Source organism: Microcoleus sp. K4-B3, from assembly GCF_036704615.1.
Classification (GTDB): domain Bacteria; phylum Cyanobacteriota; class Cyanobacteriia; order Cyanobacteriales; family Microcoleaceae; genus Microcoleus.
In genome coordinates this window covers 37,268-56,469 of the sequence record NZ_JAUBSF010000021.1, presented here as the reverse complement: position 1 = coordinate 56,469, position 19,202 = coordinate 37,268, and the positions used below count along the sequence as shown (strand labels likewise).

Sequence of the window (19,202 nt, the reverse complement as noted above, 5' to 3'; positions counted from 1 at the left end):
ATAGTTTTGAGATAGTCGCGCCGCACTCGCAACGTTGGGATCGTTTAACTTCTAAAATAACTCAAAACTCAAAATTCAAAACTATTGTTTCGCTGGCCAGGGAATCATGGGATCTTGAGCCAACCGTTTAGAAACTGCAACAGCACCGTAACGGTTGAGGTGGCTGGGGTCGGAAAAAGATTCCCGCGCCTGGGGCCACAATAAACTCTTATCTAGGAAAATTAGTCCGCTTTGAGCTGCTAATTGTTGCATATATTGCCGGAATTCTTGTTCGTAACCTGTCCGCACCGGGTCTAAATAATCTTCGGTCAGAGGCATATTCACAAACACGAGATTGATGTTGCGAACCTTAGTAAATTGGATCAGATTTTTGAGTGCTAGAGCTTGTTCGCCTATCAATTTAAAATCTTGATAGTCGGAGTCGTAGTAGCCAGATACTTTCGGGTGATTCTGAAAGTATGTATCAGGATTGAAGCGTATATCGATCGGCAAAAAGCCATTTGGTTGAAACTCGCTGGTTGGTTTACTCGCAGCAGTTGGCTGGGCATTTTCCGTTGTTTCTGGGCCGAGGGCTGCGGTTTGAGGGATCTCGGTGGCAACAGGGGCTGATGGATTGGCGAGCGATCGCAAAAACCCTTTGAGCCGATCGCGCTTTTTGTAAGTTGCAGAACCCTCCACAAACTTTTGACTCACCAATTGCTGAACGTTAGCTTGAGCTTGTTCCAAATTGTCCACCAATTCAGTGGCAGTCGCCACCGGATTGTTGGCACTCTCTTTCGATCCTTCGGCATCTAATTCATTGGTGCGGATCAGAAAACTACCCCGGGACAATTGCCTGTAACCTTCCGAAGAAGCGATCGCGCTAAAAGTCAAATCCGGCCGCCCGCTGTTGAGAGCCCTCGCCCCGTCCGCCAACACCAGCAATTTTGGCAGTTGTTGCGGCGGCAAAATCCGGCGGACGATCGAATCTACAACCTGGAGAGTAGCTCCATTAACCCCAAAATTGTAAGCCCTCAGGCCCGGGTAGCCGGAAGCTGCCAAAGCTGTTTCCAAAACCGCCGGGTCGATACCCCGCAGCGCCCTCGAACTACCGACAATTAAAATATCCGGCGGTTTTTTGTGCAGGTGGATGTACTCTTGATAGCGCGCTATCTGGTCGTCAAGCTGCTCGCTCCTCAAAGTAGGGAACACCGGAGGAGCAGAAACATCAGCTACAGGAACGCTAATATTTCCCGGTTTCGTAAACCCAGAGCCATTGAAAGCCTCTTCCTGGTTAGCTTCCGGCGAGGGCTGCAACGGAATTCGAGGCAAATTTACCTCCCCTGAAGGGGGAACGGAGTTCGCGGTTTCGTTCGGAAGTCGGGCTGTAACGTCGCCAAAAGCCTTGGGGGATGACTTTTGACAATTTGGGCCGCTGCAAACTTCGGAAGTGCTAGGAGCTTGACTGACCGTCGCAGATTGCAGAAATAGACCGAGGAGCCAATCGGTATTGAAAGTCAGCAGACAGCCGGCGATCGCCCAAATCAAAGCCATGCCGGCGGCGCGATCGGCTCTCACGCCCCCCGGCGCAGCAGCATTTGTTGACAAACCATCGTTGGGAACAAAAAAACCCGAAGCCACAAGCGGTTGCACCGCAGCTTGAACTAACTGCTCGCCCAGATTGTATCCGGGGAGTCTGATTTTGAAGCGGGGCCGCCAGGAGTTGGGCCCGGGCGCATCGAACACCAAATTCTCGCCCAAACCCGAAAAAGCCCCATCATCCGCCGCAAACTCGGGCACAGGTTCCTTTGCCAAGACAGCCAATTGCGAGGGAGCCGGTGCCGGAGTCGCCGCTGATTCCTCGTCAACCGCCGTTCTGAGGTCAATTGCGTAGCGCCACAGCGGCACTTTCTGGCCGGCGCGACGCCCGTAGACTCGCACCCCTGCCACTCCCGGAATTTGTAACTGCCGCAAGAATTTAGCCACCGGCGGCCCTACCTTCGACTGAGAAGGGCAAGTCAGAGCTTCAGTCATGACGTGCAGCACGTCGGCTTTTTGCAGCACGACAGCGCGAATCCCTCCTGTTTCCAGCTTGCGCCTGAGACTGGGGTTGAGCAACCTGTTCGCTAAAAAAGTCAGAGCCAATTGGTCGCCCTCGGCCGCCAGCGTTCTGGCGCTTGCAGCCAAGTCGGGGTGGTGGGCAGCAGGCAAGTCCACCCAGTCTATCCACACTGGCGACTCCGGCGCCGCCTGAGATTCCTTGGCTGGTTCTACGCCGTAGATAGTAGCTGCGCGGATGCCTTGGGGCGCGAAGGAAGCTAACAAAGGGGCGATCGTGTCGGTGGTTTGCTGCTTGTCGGGGTATTCTTGCCGTTTAGGCTTTTGTCCTTTTTTGGCAGTTTTGCTGCAAAACAGGTGGAGGGTTGCTTCTTTGAGGGTGGCCCGCACTTCGACTCTCGATGCTGCCAAGTGTTGGTTTAGCAGTTTGGCGATCGCAGGTACGTCTCCCCACCTGGCCCATTCCTTGAGAATTTTGTCCGGCGAAGTCAAATCCACCCGCAGCAGCCAGTCCGGCTTCGCTTCGCCGCTCACTTGGCTGCCGATCAGTGCTTCCCGGAAATCCTCTAGTTGCAGTTTCCGCAGCCGGCCGGCGATGGGTTCTGCCAGCAACGAAGGGTCGGGGCTGTAAGCTGACTCGCACAGCACCAGCAGCCGGCGTTCCTTGGGCTTGATATTTTCTGGCGCCTGAGCCGGCAGGTTTTCCCGGCTGCTTTTGAGTTCTTTTTCGCGAATGCTTACTTTCACCGAAACTCCCATCGGCCCGAGGATTTCGCTGAGATAGCTGGCGATCGCATCTGGATAGCCCCGGCGCGCCAAAGTTTCCGGCGAAACCGTCAATGTTCCACCGCGATCGCCCTCGCCTGAGTCGGCTTCGGGGGATTGAATCAAAGCCACCGCGCCGCGGTTCGCTTTGTGCTGCGGGGGAACGGCGGAACTAAAAGCTTCCCGCGTCGCAGCAGCCGAAGTGTCGATCGTCACGGGGGAAGTTTCAAAAGCTTCTGGGTATTGAATCCGCGAGGCGATGGGAAGACTTTCGGCGTCAAAATCAAGTTCTTCCCGTACTTGCGGCGGGTGGGCCGCTGTTTCTACCGGTTTTGGTGTCTCTTTGAGTTTGCGGTTTTCATTCTTGAATTTGCCGAAAAATCCGCCTTTTTTAGGGCTTGCTGGCGGTTCGCCGTCGGCGGGACTCTCTGGCGGCGGCACTTCGGCAACTTTTGGTTCCGGTTGCTGTGGCTGTTGGTGTCGCTGGGGACTGCTGCAATCGAGCCGGACTGTCCAGTCATTTTGTCGGGAACCGAGTTTGCGGCCGCACAGAAACAACTGGTAAATTTTAGGTCGATCGGGCAGCAGTCGCGTTAAATCAGTTTGTTCGAGGGCGTTGGTAAATCTCGCCGTCACCAATTCTTGAGACGGACACTGCGCTGCTTCGCACAAAATGTGCAGGTGATTTCCCCGCAAACGCGCTTGTACTTGAACTTCGGGAAGCCCTAAAGCTTCTTGCGCCCACTGCGACGCGCTCGATCGATTATCTGCCAATATGCTCCCGTTCGCATTCAACATGAAACTCTAAATTTTGCCAAAGCTGGTTTTGTTTTCTAGAAATAGCACAGTTACAGATTTTACAGACAATTATTTTATTTGCCGAGCCTAACCGTTTTATTTGGTTTAAGCCGTGCTGGACTTAGTGTCTTGCCTTGTATCCCTCGGCTTCGATCCGTTGGGGAATAGTGTTTTGATAATACTACCTCGACATTTTGGCACAGATAGACCCAAATTAAGCCTAGCAAGAAGTTATTCGTTATTCCTGATACCGTTTCCGTTTGCATCGGAATAATCATTTTCGGATTGTAGTGCTGTGGTTTCGCTTAGCTGCGCGGAGACAGTCGCACGCTCGATATTCGGAGAGTATCCCGATTTTATACAAAGCGTTTTTTCCGAGTGCGAGCTTAAGAGCTCGCCCGATATGTCTAGGCTGGCCTACGCGGGGACGATCGCTTGCAGGATATCATTCGGATGTCACCGGATTTGATATCAGAAGTCATTAGTCACAAGGCAGCAGTCAAGATGATTATTTGCCTTGTAAACTGAGGATTACGGATTGACACAGGAGGAATTTATGCCATCGGAAAACCAAGACTTGCTCAAAACTCAAACACCTAACAGTCCAAAGTTGCCAGTTCCCTCAGAAATTTTATTGAGCTTGGTCGCCTTACCCATGCTGGGCGGCTTGGTGGTGGCTAAAGCTGCTGCTGAGTTTGTTGCGTCGATCGGCGTTGAAAGCGAAGAAGTCTTTCGCGGCTCGCGCCTCCCCGTGCTCAACTTTCCTCAATCACAGGACTAGAATGCCCAAGGAAGGATGCTGCAACTAGAAGTTAATTTTTTTTACCCAGCCCAAAAACGGATACCAGCCCCGACTCCTGTCGGGGAGAGATCAAAATTGTCAACCCTAGTTCAACCTCCCAGATTCATCTTTGGAGTAAATCTAAAATTGTTCGACTCAGTGCTCGCCGAACGTCTCGCGCCGAAAATCTAAAATCGCAGGTTAACCAATCTTAAAGCTTGACAATCGGTAAAATCCGTGCTGTTAAAATTGGTCTTTCTTTATACCTTGTACATAAGTGCCTTCTACTTTCTACGTTGCAATAAGTTGTCTCAAATTTGACTGCAAACAAAAGTGTTTTAGGCGAAACTAAACCATACAATTTTCTTGACACCCGCAGCTATTGAGGAACAGCCCGATGAGTTCAGTCCTCCAGTCTTCAGAACAGGCTATTGATGCAACATCTATTTCCCATTCTCCCGCTTACTCAAAATCAGACCTGTTTCTGCGCAATCGCCTCAAAGTAGTAGAGGACTTGTGGGAATCGGTGCTGCGACAGGAGTGCGGGCAGGAATTGGTGGATTTGCTCCAACAAATGCGATCGGTCAATTCCGCCGAGGGACAGGCCACTAACTTTCGCGAGTCGAATGTCGCACAGCTAATAGAAAAGCTCGACCTCAACGCCGCCATTCGCGCTGCTCGGGCTTTTGCACTGTATTTCCAGTTGATCAACATTGTCGAACAGCACTACGAACAGCGAGACCAACAGCTAGCTTACTCTAGCAGTAACGACGCTGGTGGGCGGATGTTTTCTAAGCTGCCGGGACAAGCAACGGATGCCCCCGATCGCCCGCGCCACAGGGAAGGCCCAGGCCCCGCCCAAACGGCTCTGAGCAAGGCAGACAGCAGCGAGACGATCGCCCGAGATGCCGGAACTTTTCACCAACTGTTTCCCATGCTGCTGCGCTTGAACGTGCCTAGCCAGCAAATCCAGCGCTTGATCGATCAGTTGGACATCCGCTTGGTATTCACCGCTCACCCGACGGAAATTGTCCGCCACACGATCCGCACCAAGCAGCGGCGAATGGCGAAGATTCTCCAACAGCTAGACCAAGTTGACGAGAAATTTCAGGTGTTCGGGGGCGACTCTCCAAGCCCCTACCCGGTGTCTTGCTGGGAAGCGGCCGCTCTCCAAGAGCAACTGATGGAAGAAATTCGCCTCTGGTGGCGCACTGACGAACTGCACCAATTCAAGCCGACTGTCCTTGACGAGGTGGAATACACTCTCCACTACTTTGAGGAAGTTCTGTTTGATGCTATTCCCGAACTCTACCACCGCTTAAAGCAAGCTCTGCACGCTTCTTACCCTTATCTGAAAGCGCCTAGTTACAATTTTTGCAAGTTCGGTTCTTGGGTGGGTTCCGACAGGGACGGCAACCCTTCTGTGACTCCGAAAGTTACTTGGCAAACGGCTTGCTATCAGCGCCACTTAGTGCTAGAAAAATACATCGGCGCGGTGAAGCGGCTGAACGAACTTTTGAGTTTGTCGCTGCACTGGAGCGACGTGCTGCCGGAATTGCTCGAATCTCTCGATCGCGACAGATCGGAATTTCCGGAGGTTTACGAGCAGTGGGCGATCCGCTACCGCCAAGAACCTTATCGGTTGAAGCTGGCTTACGTGCTGCAGCGGCTGGAAAATACGCGCGATCGCAATTGGCGGCTCTACAAAGGAGACGAGTTGCAGCGGGAGCGCGAAGCTTTGTCGGAACATCCCGGAATGACCGGCCTTTATCGATCGGGCGCTGAGTTTTTGACCGAACTGCAGCTCATCGAGCACAATTTAGTTGAAACAGGTTTGAGCTGTCGGGATTTGGAAAATCTGCTCTGCCAAGTAGAAATTTACGGGTTTAACTTGGCTTACCTAGATATCCGCCAAGAGTCAACAGTACACTCCGACGCTTTGAGCGAAATTGCTGAATACTTGCAAATTTTGCCCAAATCTTACAATGAAATGTCGGAATGCGATCGAATTATTTGGCTCGCAACTGAACTGCAAACTCGTCGCCCTTTAATTCCCGCAGAATTGCCCTTTTCTCCCAAAACTTGCGAGACGATTAATACCTTCCGAATATTGCGGCAAATGCAGCAGGAGTTTGGTCCGGAAATTTGCGAAACTTACGTCATCAGCATGAGCCACGATGTCAGCGATTTACTGGCGGTTTTGTTGTTAGCAAAAGAATCAGGACTTTACGATCCGGCTACAGGAATTAGCAGCATTCAAGTAGTTCCCCTGTTTGAAACGGTGGAAGATTTAAAAAAAGCGCCGGAAGTAATGCAGCAAATCTTTGATCTGCCACTTTATAGAGCTTTGCTAACAGGAGGATACGCGCAGGAACTAGCGGAAAAAAGTGAAGAAAATCTCAAAGACTCAATCGAAACTCTCAAATTGCAAGAAGTGATGCTGGGCTATTCCGACAGCAATAAAGATTCTGGTTTCCTCAGCAGCAATTGGGAAATCCACAAAGCTCAAAAGGCTTTGCAAATGGTTGCGGAAAAATACAATGTAGAATTGCGGATTTTTCACGGCCGAGGCGGTTCTGTAGGGCGCGGTGGCGGGCCTGCTTACAAGGCAATTTTAGCTCAGCCTGGAAAGAGTATTAGCGGGCGAATTAAGATTACCGAACAAGGCGAGGTTTTGGCTTCTAAATATTCTTTGCCGGAGTTGGCGCTTTACAATTTGGAAACTGTGGCGGCGGCGGTAATTCAAGCTAGTTTGCTGCACACTGGTTTTGATGGCATCGACCCTTGGAATGAGATTATGGAGGAGTTGTCGGTGAGATCGCGATCGCACTACCGCCATTTAATCTACGAACAGCCGGATTTAGTCGATTTCTTCCACCAAGTTACCCCAATTCAAGAAATCAGCCAGTTGCAGATTAGTTCTCGCCCCGCGCGTCGCGGTGGCAAAAAAGACATCAGCGGTTTGCGAGCAATTCCCTGGGTGTTTAGCTGGACTCAAAGCCGCTTTTTGCTGCCTTCTTGGTACGGTGTCGGCACAGCTTTGCAAGAGTTTTTGCTGGAGGAACCGGAAGAACATTTGAAACTTTTGCAGTATTTCTACTTGAAATGGCCGTTTTTTAGAATGGTAATTTCTAAGGTGGAAATGACTTTATCTAAGGTAGATTTGCAGATTGCAGAACACTACGTGCAGGAGTTAGCTTTGCCGGCTGACAAGGAGCGTTTTCAGACTTTATTTGAGCAAATTGCTGCCGAATTTCATTTGATTCGGGGTTTGGTTTTAACTATTACGGGACACCAGCGTTTGTTGGACGGAGATCCGGCATTGCAGCGTTCGGTGCAGTTGCGAAATGCTACGATTGTGCCTTTGGGTTTGTTGCAGGTTTCGCTGCTGAAACGCTTGCGGCAGCACGGTAGTGGCGGGGTTCCGGGGGTGATTCACTCGCGTTACAGCAAGGGTGAATTGTTGCGGGGAGCTCTGCTGACGATTAATGGAATTGCTGCGGGGATGCGGAATACGGGCTAGGGAAATTGGGCGTTGCTGATTCACGGTATGAATCAACTTGTCGCTTGAAGTTACAAAACTCACCCTCAAGCGGGCTTATAGCAATTGGGAAATCTTGAATTCCTAGCTGTATTCAGCAACGCCGGAAATTGTTTTGAGTTTTGAATTAGTGGTGAGGTGCGCTCTAGCGCACCCTGCTACTGGTGGTTTCAGAATTCGCGCGCCCATTGTAGTCACAGCCATAGAAAACTGTTCGCTATCCTAGGTGAGATTTTTTTATGTCTAAACGCAAACAGTCTGAAGGTTGTCGCCCGATGCTGCGGCGCACTTTTTTATTTTTAACGGGCATCGCTTTGGCGCGGGTTGCGGCTGACTATTTTGCGATCGCCCAAAACCGAGATAGCTTCTTTACTCTTGCGGGTCAACTGTGGCAAAAGTCACTCGCTTTTTTATCAACTATACAATCAAATCAAACTCTTCAACCTCTCGCTAACAATCCCATTATAAAATCTGGAAAAACCAATCAACCTCTGCCGAGTAATCCTATTGTAAAATCGCCAGAAAATTCTCCCGCAGCGCAGCCGTCTCAACCTCAAATTATCAAAAGTTCTGCTAAGCAAGCAAAACCTGTACAACTCAGCAGCCAAAATGTAGCTGGCGCCAGTTTTTATCTCACAACTATTGACCTCGCCGACCCGGAAATTTATATCACAATTGGGTTAGCTAATAATGCAGATTTTGCAAATACTTCTAAAGTAACGCGGGGCGATGAACCTTTTGAAAATATGGTGGCGCGTTACCGGGCTGCTATTGTTGCTAACGGGACTTTTTTTGGTAAAGATGAGCAGAAATCTGTGCTGGGAAATATGGTGGCGGCGGGTAAGTTTCTAAAATACAGCCGATGGGAAAATTACGGCACGACTTTGGGAATTAAAGCCGGAAATCAATTGGAAATGGTGACGGCTAGAATCGAAGGTAAGCCGGATTGGAGTCAACATTGGTTTTCTCTGACTTGCGGGCCGAGATTGGTTAAAGGGGGGAAAGTTGGGCTGTCTCCTTTATCGGAAGGTTTTAAAGATGCTCATGTTTTGGGGTGGGTTCGAGAACGGCGATCGGCTTTCCAGCTTCCAGAGATAAGTTATTTTTGGTGACTTTTCTTGATAGTTTGTCTTTGGAAGCAGAAGCTAAGGTTATGCAGGCGATGGCGTCCCGCCCCGCAAGCTACGGCTGTTTTGAAGCGATGAATTTGGACGGAGGCGCTTCGGTGGGTTTGGCTCATCAGGGGCAGATTTTATTGCCGCCGGGACGGAATTTGACGAATGTCCTGGTGGTTTACGATCGCGAATATCCGGCGCCGGCTCAGTTAAAGCAGTCCTGGGAACGCTTTCAAAAGGGATCTCGACCTTCCCCCGATCCGTCCGTTTTTTTTGATTGATTTAGCAGAAGGAAGTTCGGCAACGCGCACTGAATCGGGATGTAACGGATGGAAGAAAGAAGGAAGAAGGAATCGAGGGAGCATCCCGATTTTGGGTAGTGCTCCCGAGGGAAGGATGAGAGAATTAGAGACAATGCTATAACCAGTGCTTGGGATACGTCCTGTCTGCGGCTAAATTATTAAAGATTACGGCGCACAAGACCAAGATTATTGATCCCTCAAAAGCAGGTGTTAGCAAAAATTTCCAGTCTGGTTTGGTCATCATGACGACTAAGGCAACTGCTCCCGAAGGCGGATGTAGAGTTCTGGTAATCTGCATAATTCCGATCGCACTAGAAACAGCCATTCCCATGGCCCAGGGAGAAGAACCGAGAAATTGCAGAATTATTAAACTGGTGAGAGCAGCTAAGAAATTGCCCCCAATGACATTCCGGGGTTGAGCCAAAGGGCTGTCAGGGACACCAAAAATCAGAACGCTTGTAGCGCCAAACGGAGCCATTAGTAAAGGAGAATTAGTTTTTACAGCAAGATAGGACGTTGCAGTAATTGCCAAAAAGCTGCCAATCCAACTCCAAAAAATATGCCGAGGATGAGGTCTGTCTACTGGGCAGGTCAATGAACACGATCGCCATCTCCCAAAGGTTTTAAAGCAATAACTTTCCCATTTCAGTCGAATTTTTTTACTGTCAATCATAAATCAGGTTACTTGATAACCAAGCTTCTTAAATTGTCTGAACTAGCCTCCGGTAAAGTTAAGATATCATAACAATTTGTCAAAAAGTAGTTAAAGGCACAGATTTTTTACTTCTATGCCACTCAAGGAGCAGCTAACCAGTTTCTTTGCCCACTGCACGGTGTCGTTTACTGGGTAAAACCTCTGCATAGCCTGACCATAAATCACGCTCCGACCACCGCACATTGACGGTAAAGCCTCTGCCGCGCCTGCCACAAACAGCCAGCGGATGCCCAGTTGCGCTCTCCAATATGAACGCCGACTTGGAGAGCGGGTGTGGCCAGCCGATGCCCAAACCCACTGCTTGTTGCCGGAAGTGGTTCACCAAGGACGATAGCTCATCCATCTGCATCCTCAGACGGCGTTTCGGCTTTGGGCGCACTGGCACTTTTTTCTCCACCTGCTGGTATTTCGCGTTGACCTACTGTTGCAGCCAGAGTTCGGAAATCTGCAAGGCACGGGAGGCATATATTTACCGGAATCCTGCACCGGGAGGCTATCAATCTGAGATAGTTGTTGCAGATAATGCTGCGATTAGAATGCTAGCTTTTCCTGAGATTGAAATTAGTTTTTCTGAACTGTTTTGCCTGTTTAGTTTGTGTTTGAGCTTTAACCGCAGATGGAGCCGATAAACGCAGATGAACGCAGATAAAGAGTTAAAACCAAGATGTTTGGGAGTGGTTTAAATGTCAAAGTCGTGGTAAAATGGAGAAATGAATTCAATGGCCTTTTATTTCAAATCTTGAATTATTAGACCAACTTCGGCAGTTATCCCCTTCTGAGAAGTTTCAAATAATGCAGTTATTAATGGCTGAATTGGCGAAAGAAGAAATGTTAAAACCATTGGATAATGGGGCTGATTATCGTGTTGGATCGCCTTATAATTAGGGTGATGCTGCTCAGAAATTAATGAGCTTATTAGAACAAAAAGAAGCGAAAGAAGAAAATGTGAAATGCTCTTAGCTGTTTCACCAGAAAGCTATAATTGAGGAAATTATTTGTAATGTTAGAATTCTCTTTAGAAAATCTTTCCGAAAAAATACATTACGGCAAGACAAAAGATTATTTTCAAGAAGTTCTATCTTCGTACCACAATGGCAACTATCGTTCCGCAGTGGTAATGCTTTGGTCTGTCGCTGTTTGTGACATAGTGTATAAACTTCAGTATCTTGTTGATTTATATCAAGACGCAGTTGCAAAATCAATTCTTGATGAGCTTACAACATTACAAAACCAGGATTCCAAATCATCCTCTTGGGAACTTAAACTGATTAAGCATACCCATGAACATACAAATCTGTTGGATAACTCAGAATATGCAAATCTGGTATATCTTCAACAGCAACGCCATCTATCCGCTCACCCTATATTAGACTCAGATAGACAATTACATACACCTAACAAAGAAATTGTGAGGGCGCTGATTAGAAATACTCTGGAGGATTTGCTTATAAAGCCACCTTTCTACACGAAAAAAATAACTAAGGAATTTTTAGAGGATATTGCGGAATCAGCGCCAGCACTTAATACTAGACAAAAAGTAAAAAGATATGTAGAAAGTCGATATTTAAGTAGACTTAAACCTGAAGTTGAACTTTCTATTTATAGAACTTTGTGGAAGTTGGTATTTAAGGCGGACAACGAAGAGTGCATAAAAAACAGAGTTATCAATTTGCGAACACTTGAGGTAATCGGAAATCGGAAGCCCGAAAGTATTCTCAACCAAATAAAAGGAGAGAAAGACTATTATAGTGATGTTTCATCGATTCCGCTCACTTTGGATTATTTAGTAATTTATTTGTCAAAAAATCCTAAAATTTATGATCTTCTTAATGAAGATGCGAAACTTAAAATACAGCATAATGTTAAAACTACTAACACAAGCAAAATCTGGGGATGGTTTGTAAAGAATAATTTAGAGAAACACTATCAAGACATCTTATCTTTGATAGAAAACGATATTAACTTCAATTTTACCAAGGGAGAATTAAAAGATTTGCTTGAGATAGCTGATACAAAAGAGTGGCAACATTTATTTTGTCACATACTATCTAGTTATTACTGTGCTAGCAGAGGATTTGATGAGGCAGACTCTCGATTTCAGGAAGCCATATCTCCTTACCTTAAATTCTTTGATAAAGAGGCAATAGTGTTTTTGATTGAGGAAATTGAAAAAAATGATCAGGTATATAAGCGCCGAAAAGCAAAAGAAGAACACAAAGAAATCAAGAAAAAGCTTTTTCAATTACACGGACAGGAATTCGACTTGAACCCTTACCCATATTTCAAGGGAACTGTGATGGAAGAAGAAGGCTAAGTCAGCTAACTAATCAAAAAATCTCCTCATCCGCTTTCGACGGATAAACCCACCACCCAATCAGCCCGCATAACCCCCCTACTCAATAGTTTGTGGGTAAGTCCTGCATTCCCTACGGAGAGTTTTGCCACTCGGCGGTAAGCTTGCGGAAATTGTATTGAGACGCGCCGGGGTGACAAGTAACGCAACTGCTGATATTTGCGGGTTGTGGCAGTTTGACTTTGGGGTGCAGAGCTTTGAAATAGCGAGAGTTAGCGACTCGATAGGCGAGCTCTTCGTCTTTGGCTTGGGAACGGGAAAAAGTTTGCAGGTAGTTCCAGACTAGCAGACGGGGCGGGTCTACTAGCAGTTTGATGGTTTGCCCGTAGTGTTGGGAATCTTGCAGCAACCGGCGCCAGGTTTCTGTAGGTAAGACTTGCGGCGGTAAACCGATGTGACAGGTGGCGCAGTTTTCTAGGTACAGTTGCTGTCCGAGTTGGTAGCGTTCGGGGATGCGATCGACAGTGCCATTATCCTCAATTGCAGAGACTTGAGCAAGTCGCGCCGGAGTGTTGGACCCGGCTGTCTGGGCTGCTACCCATCCGCCTCCGGTACAGCAGACAATTATTAACACCAGCAAAGTTGAGTAAAGCCCCCGCAAGCCACGAGAGCGACGCTTCTTGGGGGGGTTTTTGTGGTTCATGGTGTTTCTGCCTTCTCGCTGCTAATTTTTGCCTTCGGTCGGCGGTGTTTTTGAGCCTGCATTGATTTGTTGCCTAAATCACTGGTATGCTCATGCCTTCGCGGGCCAAGCAGCCATTGGCGAACGCGGCCTGCACGTCTGCTTCTACGCGATCGAGAAAATTGTCGTCGTGACCCGGATCGTGGTGAAACATCACGATTTTTTTGACTCCAGCAGCTTTCGCTATTTCTACTCCTGCTTGCCAAGTCGAGTGTCCCCAGCCGACTTTTGGGGTTTTGAAGTCGTAATACTCTTCGTTGGTGTAGTTAGCGTCGTAAATCAGCACGTCGGCGTCGCGAGCTAGGTGTACCACATTGTCATCCAGCCGATCGGGAAAATGTTCTGTATCGGTGCAGTAGACCGCTGTGTGTCCCTCCCAGGTGACTCGGTATCCGATCGCGGTGTTGGGATGGTTCAGCAGTGCCGTTTCTATTTTCACATCGTCGAGTTCTAGAATATCCCCAGGCGTCAAATCGTTGAATTTGAGGTCTGACTGCATCACTTGGATGGGGACGGGAAAATTGGGGTGCAGCATTTGGTCGGCAAGACGGTGTTTGATTGTAGTGCCGTTGGGGGCGATCGCACCGTAAATGTGAAAGCAGTTCCCCGGAATAAAGGCGGGAGTAAAGAACGGAAACCCTTGAATGTGATCCCAGTGAGTATGGCTGAAAAACATATGGGCTTCCACCGGCATTTGCCGCAGCAGGTTGAGACCTAGAACTCGCAGACCCGTGCCGCCGTCAAAAATCAGGCGTTTTTTGCCCAAGCGCATTTCTACACAGGAGGTGTTCCCTCCGTAGCGCAGTGTTTTGGTGCCGGGGGTGGCGATGCTGCCCCGCACGCCCCAGAACTGAATGACAAACTCGGTCAAAGGACTATTTTCCATAGTGGCTTTGCGATCGGAAGGCTGTGGATTGGGTAGAGAGGGTGCGGAATCTGGCATTTTTTTTAGTTTTGGCGGCAGGAACTTGGGAGTTGAAATCTTAGTGTTTAGTTTTTAGTTTTTAGTTTTTAGCAATCCGTACTATAAAGCGCTTTATCGGGGAACCATCCGAGTGCCCAACACTTGGGCTATTAAAAGCCTAAACCGTACCGGTTGGTGTAGGAGATGTCACGCTGGAGAGATTATTTTTTGCACCCTGCGGGCTGCCCGGCGTGTTCTGTGTTCTGAGATTAAGATAGCGCCGATCTATCTAAGTGTTAGGGTAAAATTTCCTCAAACGTAGAACGCATTTCCCAGGGGTATAATTTGCGCTTAATATTACTCTAGGAGTAGTATTGTTTTCAAGATTGGGGTCGGGGCGGGGTTTTGAGGAATGCCGTTCAGGTGACTCGGCATTGACGACTGATTTGACCTTCTAGCTACCCGTTCCTCGACTACATCCCTAGACGTGCAGCGGTAGCCTTAAGTTCGGCCTCCTGAGTTTTTAGTCGGGTTGCAGTCGAGGAGTGCGGGCTAGGGGCTTATTTGCGATCGGCTGCGATGCACTTTTCCACTAAGGGCATGACTTGATCGACATCTTGCCAACCCAGAATTTCCGTGACTTTTTTCTCCAAATTTTTGTAGGTTCTAAAAAATTCGGCTATTTCGTCCAAGCGGTGGGGGGCTACGTCTTTGAGGGACTTATAGTGAGCATAGCGGGGGTCTTTGTCGGGAACGCACAAAAGTTTTTCGTCCCTGTCACCTCCATCGATCATTTCCAGCATTCCGATCGGACGGGCTGCGATTATGCACCCTGGAAATGTGGGCTCATCCATCATCACCATGCCGTCGAGGGGGTCGCCATCATCGGCTAAGGTATTGGGTATGAAGCCGTAGTCGCACGGATATTGGACTGAGGAAGAAAGCACCCGATCGAGAGCAAAGGCTTGCAAGTCTTTATCAAATTCGTACTTGTTTTTGCTACCGGCCGTAATTTCGATGAGGACGTTGAGCAGTCCTGGTTTCGGCTGTGCCGGAATTAGCGATAAGTCCACAACAATATCTCCAAGTTAACAGATGATTGGGATGAGTGCTACTTGCCAAATCCCTTTGATAGCATTTTACGGGCGATCGGGTCTTCCGGCTGCATGAGATTGAGAGAAAGCGGGGGCGATCGGGGTTACACAATTTGAGGATGAGGCTTGTGGGGTGTCCCACCTGCTGTGAAAATACACCGGAGGGGCGGAACGCATCCCACACATTGAGAGGGTAATGCTTTGTTTTGGCGATAGAGAGATATTTTCACATCGATATATTCTTTTTACCGTCTGTCAAAGTTCTTTGAATTTTCAATCCCAACCACTGGCTTAGTTCTGTCGCTAACCACTCGATTTCTGATTCACTTAGCCCCTGCTTCACTCCTAGTCGATATTTTTGGTTGCCGATTTGAATAATCATGTGAGAAACTTTGTATCCAATTTGTTCAATTTCCAACTGGCAAATGTCCTGTCTGCGGGCTGGCTTGGAATGATTCCATCTCAACCCCAGCAGATGGCTGCTATAGGAGATTTGCTGGCGATCGATTACCAGATGCAATTCCCGAAATAGTGCAAATATCGACATTACTCCAGCCGCTACTAATAAACTTCCTGATATCATCCTCAAAACCAATGGATTTATCGGACTTTGGTAATAATTAGTCCACAATGCGATACTCGCAGCAACCGCACCCGAAAGTATGGAAACCCAATCAAAAGCGAATCCATGCGGCGGAATTACAATCTCTATCAACTCCGAATTTTTTGTTAATTTAATATCGCTGCCTCGCGGCTGCACGGGCATAATACTTTTGGATATCTCGCGGGGATTTGCGAGCGAGTTCGATGCTTCCCCAGCCGAAGATAACCGTTTTTCCAAACTCGGTTCTGTCATCCACTCCAGCCAATCAATTAAATTAGGATTTAGTTGCGTTACCCGATCGGCAAATAGAATTTTCAAATCCTGCTGCGAAAGTTCTGTGGGATGCAAACCCGTTACCAAATAAACTAAAGTTGCACCTAAACCGTAGAGGTCAGAAGCCGGAACCGAGCGCCCGCCAAATTGTTCCGGCGCCATATATCCGTAAGTTCCCACTACTGTAATTGTGCCGCCAAATTTGGCAGCTTGGTTCTGCACCGAACCAAAATCAACCAAATAAACTTGTCCCACCGAGTGACCGGATCTGCTGTGCAGTAAAATATTGCTGGGTTTAATATCGCGGTGAATGACAGGCGGCTTTTGCTCGTGCAAATAAATCAAAATTTCTAACAGCGATTTCGCTAATTCTTTCACCTCAATTTCGCTAAAAGTACGCCCGGAACGCAAATGCTCTTCCAAAGTTTTTCCCTTTACATAAGTCTGTACCAGGGCAAATCCTTTACTGTCTGGTTCGTCAATTTCCAGGTAATCGAGGTAGCGGGGAATTGCTGGGTGAGAAAGCGTTTTTAAAGTTTCCGCTTCCCGTTCAAATAGCTTGAGGTCTTGCCATTCAAAATCGCTGCCGAGGAATAGCTGTTTGATGACAACTAATTCTAGAGTTTCCAAATCGCGAGCTAGCAGTGTTTGGCGGCCAGTTTTTTTTCCCAGTTGCCGCTGCATTTCGTAGCGTTCTGCTAATATTTTGCCAGTCATGTTTTTTCCCTTAATTTAAATTAAAGTCCACTTTCTTTTTGATACCACCGGGCAAAAGACTTGCTACCTATCCCCATTGATAGCCCTGCAATGAGCGATGGTGCCACAACTACAAAAATATAATCAGTCAATGAGGGTACATAACTAAACGTATCGTCCCCAGGGCCAAAAAAAAGAGACTCCAAACCGAGCGTCTTCATAAAGAGAATGCTTGTAAAAGTACAGATTGCCATACCTATCGCAGTTAAAACCTGTCGGTGAAGTTGGGGATTAGTTAGGGGAAAAAACCACACGATCGTCACAAGTGAGATGATAATTCCGTTCTCCAAACCCAGCAGCGCGCCGAGAAAAAAGCCGAGGATTCCTCCCGCAATTGTCCCCAGAATCGGGAACATAAAGGTAGCGTAAAATGCTGCACAAATTCCTACAGCTATAGTTCCTGCCGCAGTGCTAAGCCTGATCGCATTCTTGAACAAGCTAAAGGTGGTCACGGTTTTTCCCTGTCTCAATGGCAGGGAATATTTATTTATTGTCTGTGGTTTTTCGAGAACTTCTTTTGCAATCTGGACTGAGGCGGGACGGCGCTCTAAACTGGGATGTGTCATCCACTTCAGCCAATTGGTAAAACCGGGACTCAGTTGGGTGAATTGCTCGAATTCGATCTGCAAATCTTGCTGCGGCAAATCGGCTGGATGCTGCTTGGTAATTAAGGCGATTAATGTTGCTCCCAAGCTGTACAAGTCGGAAGCGGGAACGGCCCTCCCGCCAAATTGTTCGGGCGGCATATAGCCATAAGTTCCGACAACGGTTACTGTTTTCCCTTGTTGGGTTGCTAGAGTTTGAACTGCACCGAAATCGACTAGGTAGACTTCCCCGACGCTGTTACCCGATCGATTCTTGAGTAAAATATTGCTGGGTTTAATGTCGCGGTGAATCACCGGGGGCTGTCGCTGGTGCAGGTAGGCGAGGATGTCTAATAATGCTGTGGCTAATTGTTTGACTTCGCTTTCGCTGAAGGTGCGGCCGTCTGAGAGATATTCTTGTAGGGATTTGGCTGCGATGTAAGTCTGAACTAGGGCGAATCCTTTGCGGTTGGGGGTGTCGATTTCAAAGGAGTCGAGATATCGGGGAATTGCGGGATGGGATAGGGATTTTAAGGTTTCGACTTCTCGCTGGAACAGTTTTAAGTCTTCCCAGTTAAAGTCGCTGCTGAATGAGAGGAGTTTGACTACTACTTGCTGTTGGGTTTTTAAGTCGCGGGCGAGTAAAGTTTGCCTTCCTGCTTGCTTGCCGAGCCGCCGATCGCACTGATAGCGATCGGCTAATATTTCTTTTGACAAATCGCCGATGTTTTCTCCTCTCATGTTCTCTTGCCCTAGAACCGATTAAACCTAGTGTAGTTGACAAAAGTGCAATAATCGGAAATGTTCGGGCTACAGCAAAAAAATTTCTGTCACAGACCAACCGCCTTTAAGAGCCAGCGATATCGCACAATAAAGACGCGCCTGAGTTAAGCTTGAATTTAATTTTGGATTTGCTTGTAAATTGACTGCACTACGTCGAGCAGGCTCAAGACTTGCTGCCATTCGGGGGCTTCGGGGTTGTAGCTTTTGGCGCGCTGAGCTTTCAAACTGTGGTGCAAGAGGGAAAGCAGCGCGTCTGGAGACTGTAAAGAATTGTCATCTTCATCTACTGGGGTTTGGGCTGCATTTTCTTCGATATCTTCTTTAATTTTTTGTGCTCTATCGGCCAGGGCTAAAGATCTGCCTGCAAGGTTTTCCGGCATTTTGGGCTGTTCGGACAAAGACGCGCTGGTTAGTTCTACCAATAGTTGGCAGACTCTATCGACCCATTCGCGATCGTTTACTGAAAAGGAACCTGATTTGAACACTTGCCCGTCAGGTCTTTGTTGAATGCTTTGTACCTTCTGGATCAGAGGGATGGCCTTAACAGTGATATTTTCCGGGATTCTGGGGATATCTGACAGGGAGCTCCGAGCAATCTCCAGCAATAGTTGGTAAACCTGATCTACCCACTCAACATCTCCCGATTGCGAATTCCAATTATTCATAACTGACGCTAGTGATTTTCTATATCTAAGACTAGAACATTGACTATCTGCGAAGAAAGCTCTTTTTAGGAGCCGCTAACGCTATTAAGACTTACCCGGGCGGACTGAGAAACCCGGTTTTTGAGCGGATGTTTCGTAGCCTTTCTCCAAGATTTTTCTCAGAAACCGGCTAACGCTGCCGCAAGTCCTAACTATTTTTAAGCGCTTCAAATACTAGAAGTGCTAAGTTTGTTGCGGTAGGTAGTGCGAACGAAACAGGTAGGGCGAAACGCAGGCATCTGGCTTGCGAGTTCAAATCCGGTTATCTAACCATAATACCTGTTGGAGCTTCTTTACAATTAACCTCAATAGGATATTAAGGTTAATGGGTGGTCGGATGGGAGGCGCACCCCGATCGCGATTGCCCCCGCCGCCCCCGGAACCCTGGCGCCACCGCCAGCATTTGCTGTG

At 48.0% G+C, this 19,202-nt stretch carries 14 protein-coding genes; 6 read left to right on the top strand and 8 right to left on the bottom strand.

The window, feature by feature from the left end; all coding sequences use genetic code 11:
* Positions 1 to 81: 81 nt before the first annotated feature.
* Positions 82 to 3,600: a hypothetical protein gene (locus tag QUA78_RS12295; RefSeq protein ID WP_333301876.1), complete on the bottom strand. Its 3,519-nt coding sequence runs from the start codon at positions 3,598 to 3,600 to the stop codon at positions 82 to 84.
* A gap of 556 nt (positions 3,601 to 4,156) precedes the next feature.
* Between QUA78_RS12295 and QUA78_RS12290 the strand changes: the two genes are divergently transcribed.
* From QUA78_RS12290 to QUA78_RS12275, 4 genes are all read left to right on the top strand, one after another.
* Positions 4,157 to 4,381 carry a hypothetical protein gene (locus tag QUA78_RS12290; RefSeq protein ID WP_333301877.1) on the top strand — a complete coding sequence of 75 codons (225 nt, stop codon included), beginning with the start codon at positions 4,157 to 4,159 and terminating at the stop codon, positions 4,379 to 4,381.
* 397 nt (positions 4,382 to 4,778) lie between these two features.
* Positions 4,779 to 7,904, top strand: a complete 3,126-nt coding sequence (gene ppc, locus QUA78_RS12285) for a phosphoenolpyruvate carboxylase (protein WP_333301878.1) — start codon at positions 4,779 to 4,781, stop codon at positions 7,902 to 7,904.
* 257 nt (positions 7,905 to 8,161) lie between these two features.
* A complete protein-coding gene (locus tag QUA78_RS12280) occupies positions 8,162 to 9,034 on the top strand; it encodes a phosphodiester glycosidase family protein (RefSeq protein ID WP_333301879.1) in 873 nt (290 codons plus the stop codon).
* Positions 9,031 to 9,318 (top strand): hypothetical protein, encoded by a 288-nt coding sequence (locus QUA78_RS12275; RefSeq protein WP_333301880.1) that lies wholly within the window; start codon positions 9,031 to 9,033, stop codon positions 9,316 to 9,318. Before QUA78_RS12280 ends, QUA78_RS12275 begins: the two co-directional genes overlap by 4 nt.
* A gap of 136 nt (positions 9,319 to 9,454) precedes the next feature.
* Here QUA78_RS12275 and QUA78_RS12270 read toward each other — a convergent pair whose 3' ends face one another.
* Positions 9,455 to 9,934 (bottom strand): HPP family protein, encoded by a 480-nt coding sequence (locus tag QUA78_RS12270; protein ID WP_333398819.1) that lies wholly within the window; start codon positions 9,932 to 9,934, stop codon positions 9,455 to 9,457.
* A 368-nt stretch (positions 9,935 to 10,302) separates the two neighbouring features.
* On the opposite strand from QUA78_RS12270, the gene QUA78_RS12265 reads away from it, so the two are divergent.
* Together QUA78_RS12265 and QUA78_RS12260 are read left to right on the top strand one after the other, a co-directional pair.
* Positions 10,303 to 10,683, top strand: a complete 381-nt coding sequence (locus QUA78_RS12265; RefSeq protein WP_333301882.1) for a hypothetical protein — start codon at positions 10,303 to 10,305, stop codon at positions 10,681 to 10,683.
* A gap of 371 nt (positions 10,684 to 11,054) precedes the next feature.
* Complete coding sequence (locus QUA78_RS12260) at positions 11,055 to 12,368, top strand: hypothetical protein (RefSeq protein WP_333301883.1); 1,314 nt, start codon at positions 11,055 to 11,057, stop codon at positions 12,366 to 12,368.
* A 112-nt stretch (positions 12,369 to 12,480) separates the two neighbouring features.
* Here QUA78_RS12260 and QUA78_RS12255 read toward each other — a convergent pair whose 3' ends face one another.
* The 6 genes from QUA78_RS12255 to QUA78_RS12230 all read right to left on the bottom strand — a co-directional run bounded on the left by QUA78_RS12255 (position 12,481) and on the right by QUA78_RS12230 (position 18,752).
* On the bottom strand, positions 12,481 to 13,050 hold the full coding sequence (locus QUA78_RS12255) for a diheme cytochrome C (RefSeq protein WP_333301884.1): 570 nt from the start codon (positions 13,048 to 13,050) through the stop codon (positions 12,481 to 12,483).
* 73 nt (positions 13,051 to 13,123) lie between these two features.
* Positions 13,124 to 14,032 (bottom strand): MBL fold metallo-hydrolase, encoded by a 909-nt coding sequence (locus tag QUA78_RS12250; RefSeq protein ID WP_333301885.1) that lies wholly within the window; start codon positions 14,030 to 14,032, stop codon positions 13,124 to 13,126.
* A 521-nt stretch (positions 14,033 to 14,553) separates the two neighbouring features.
* The gene (locus QUA78_RS12245; protein WP_006634582.1) at positions 14,554 to 15,066 is read right to left on the bottom strand and encodes an inorganic diphosphatase; all 513 of its coding nucleotides are present in this window, start codon (positions 15,064 to 15,066) and stop codon (positions 14,554 to 14,556) included.
* A 247-nt stretch (positions 15,067 to 15,313) separates the two neighbouring features.
* Positions 15,314 to 16,681: a serine/threonine-protein kinase gene (locus tag QUA78_RS12240; RefSeq protein WP_333301924.1), complete on the bottom strand. Its 1,368-nt coding sequence runs from the start codon at positions 16,679 to 16,681 to the stop codon at positions 15,314 to 15,316.
* Between the two features lie 20 nt (positions 16,682 to 16,701).
* Positions 16,702 to 18,045, bottom strand: a complete 1,344-nt coding sequence (locus QUA78_RS12235) for a serine/threonine-protein kinase (protein WP_333301925.1) — start codon at positions 18,043 to 18,045, stop codon at positions 16,702 to 16,704.
* Between the two features lie 158 nt (positions 18,046 to 18,203).
* Positions 18,204 to 18,752: an inorganic pyrophosphatase gene (locus QUA78_RS12230; protein WP_333301926.1), complete on the bottom strand. Its 549-nt coding sequence runs from the start codon at positions 18,750 to 18,752 to the stop codon at positions 18,204 to 18,206.
* Positions 18,753 to 19,202: the final 450 nt, after the last annotated feature.

Excerpts from the sequence above, each read along its gene's own strand:
- QUA78_RS12295 (WP_333301876.1), bottom strand. The coding sequence starts at position 3,600 with ATGTTGAATGCGAACGGGAGCATATTGGCAGATAATCGATCGAGCGCG.
- QUA78_RS12290 (WP_333301877.1), top strand. The coding sequence starts at position 4,157 with ATGCCATCGGAAAACCAAGACTTGCTCAAAACTCAAACACCTAACAGT.
- ppc (WP_333301878.1), top strand. The coding sequence starts at position 4,779 with ATGAGTTCAGTCCTCCAGTCTTCAGAACAGGCTATTGATGCAACATCT.
- QUA78_RS12280 (WP_333301879.1), top strand. The coding sequence starts at position 8,162 with ATGTCTAAACGCAAACAGTCTGAAGGTTGTCGCCCGATGCTGCGGCGC.
- QUA78_RS12265 (WP_333301882.1), top strand. The coding sequence starts at position 10,303 with ATGAACGCCGACTTGGAGAGCGGGTGTGGCCAGCCGATGCCCAAACCC.
- QUA78_RS12260 (WP_333301883.1), top strand. The coding sequence starts at position 11,055 with ATGTTAGAATTCTCTTTAGAAAATCTTTCCGAAAAAATACATTACGGC.
- QUA78_RS12255 (WP_333301884.1), bottom strand. The coding sequence starts at position 13,050 with ATGAACCACAAAAACCCCCCCAAGAAGCGTCGCTCTCGTGGCTTGCGG.
- QUA78_RS12250 (WP_333301885.1), bottom strand. The coding sequence starts at position 14,032 with ATGCCAGATTCCGCACCCTCTCTACCCAATCCACAGCCTTCCGATCGC.
- QUA78_RS12240 (WP_333301924.1), bottom strand. The coding sequence starts at position 16,681 with ATGACTGGCAAAATATTAGCAGAACGCTACGAAATGCAGCGGCAACTG.
- QUA78_RS12235 (WP_333301925.1), bottom strand. The coding sequence starts at position 18,045 with ATGAGAGGAGAAAACATCGGCGATTTGTCAAAAGAAATATTAGCCGAT.
- QUA78_RS12230 (WP_333301926.1), bottom strand. The coding sequence starts at position 18,752 with ATGAATAATTGGAATTCGCAATCGGGAGATGTTGAGTGGGTAGATCAG.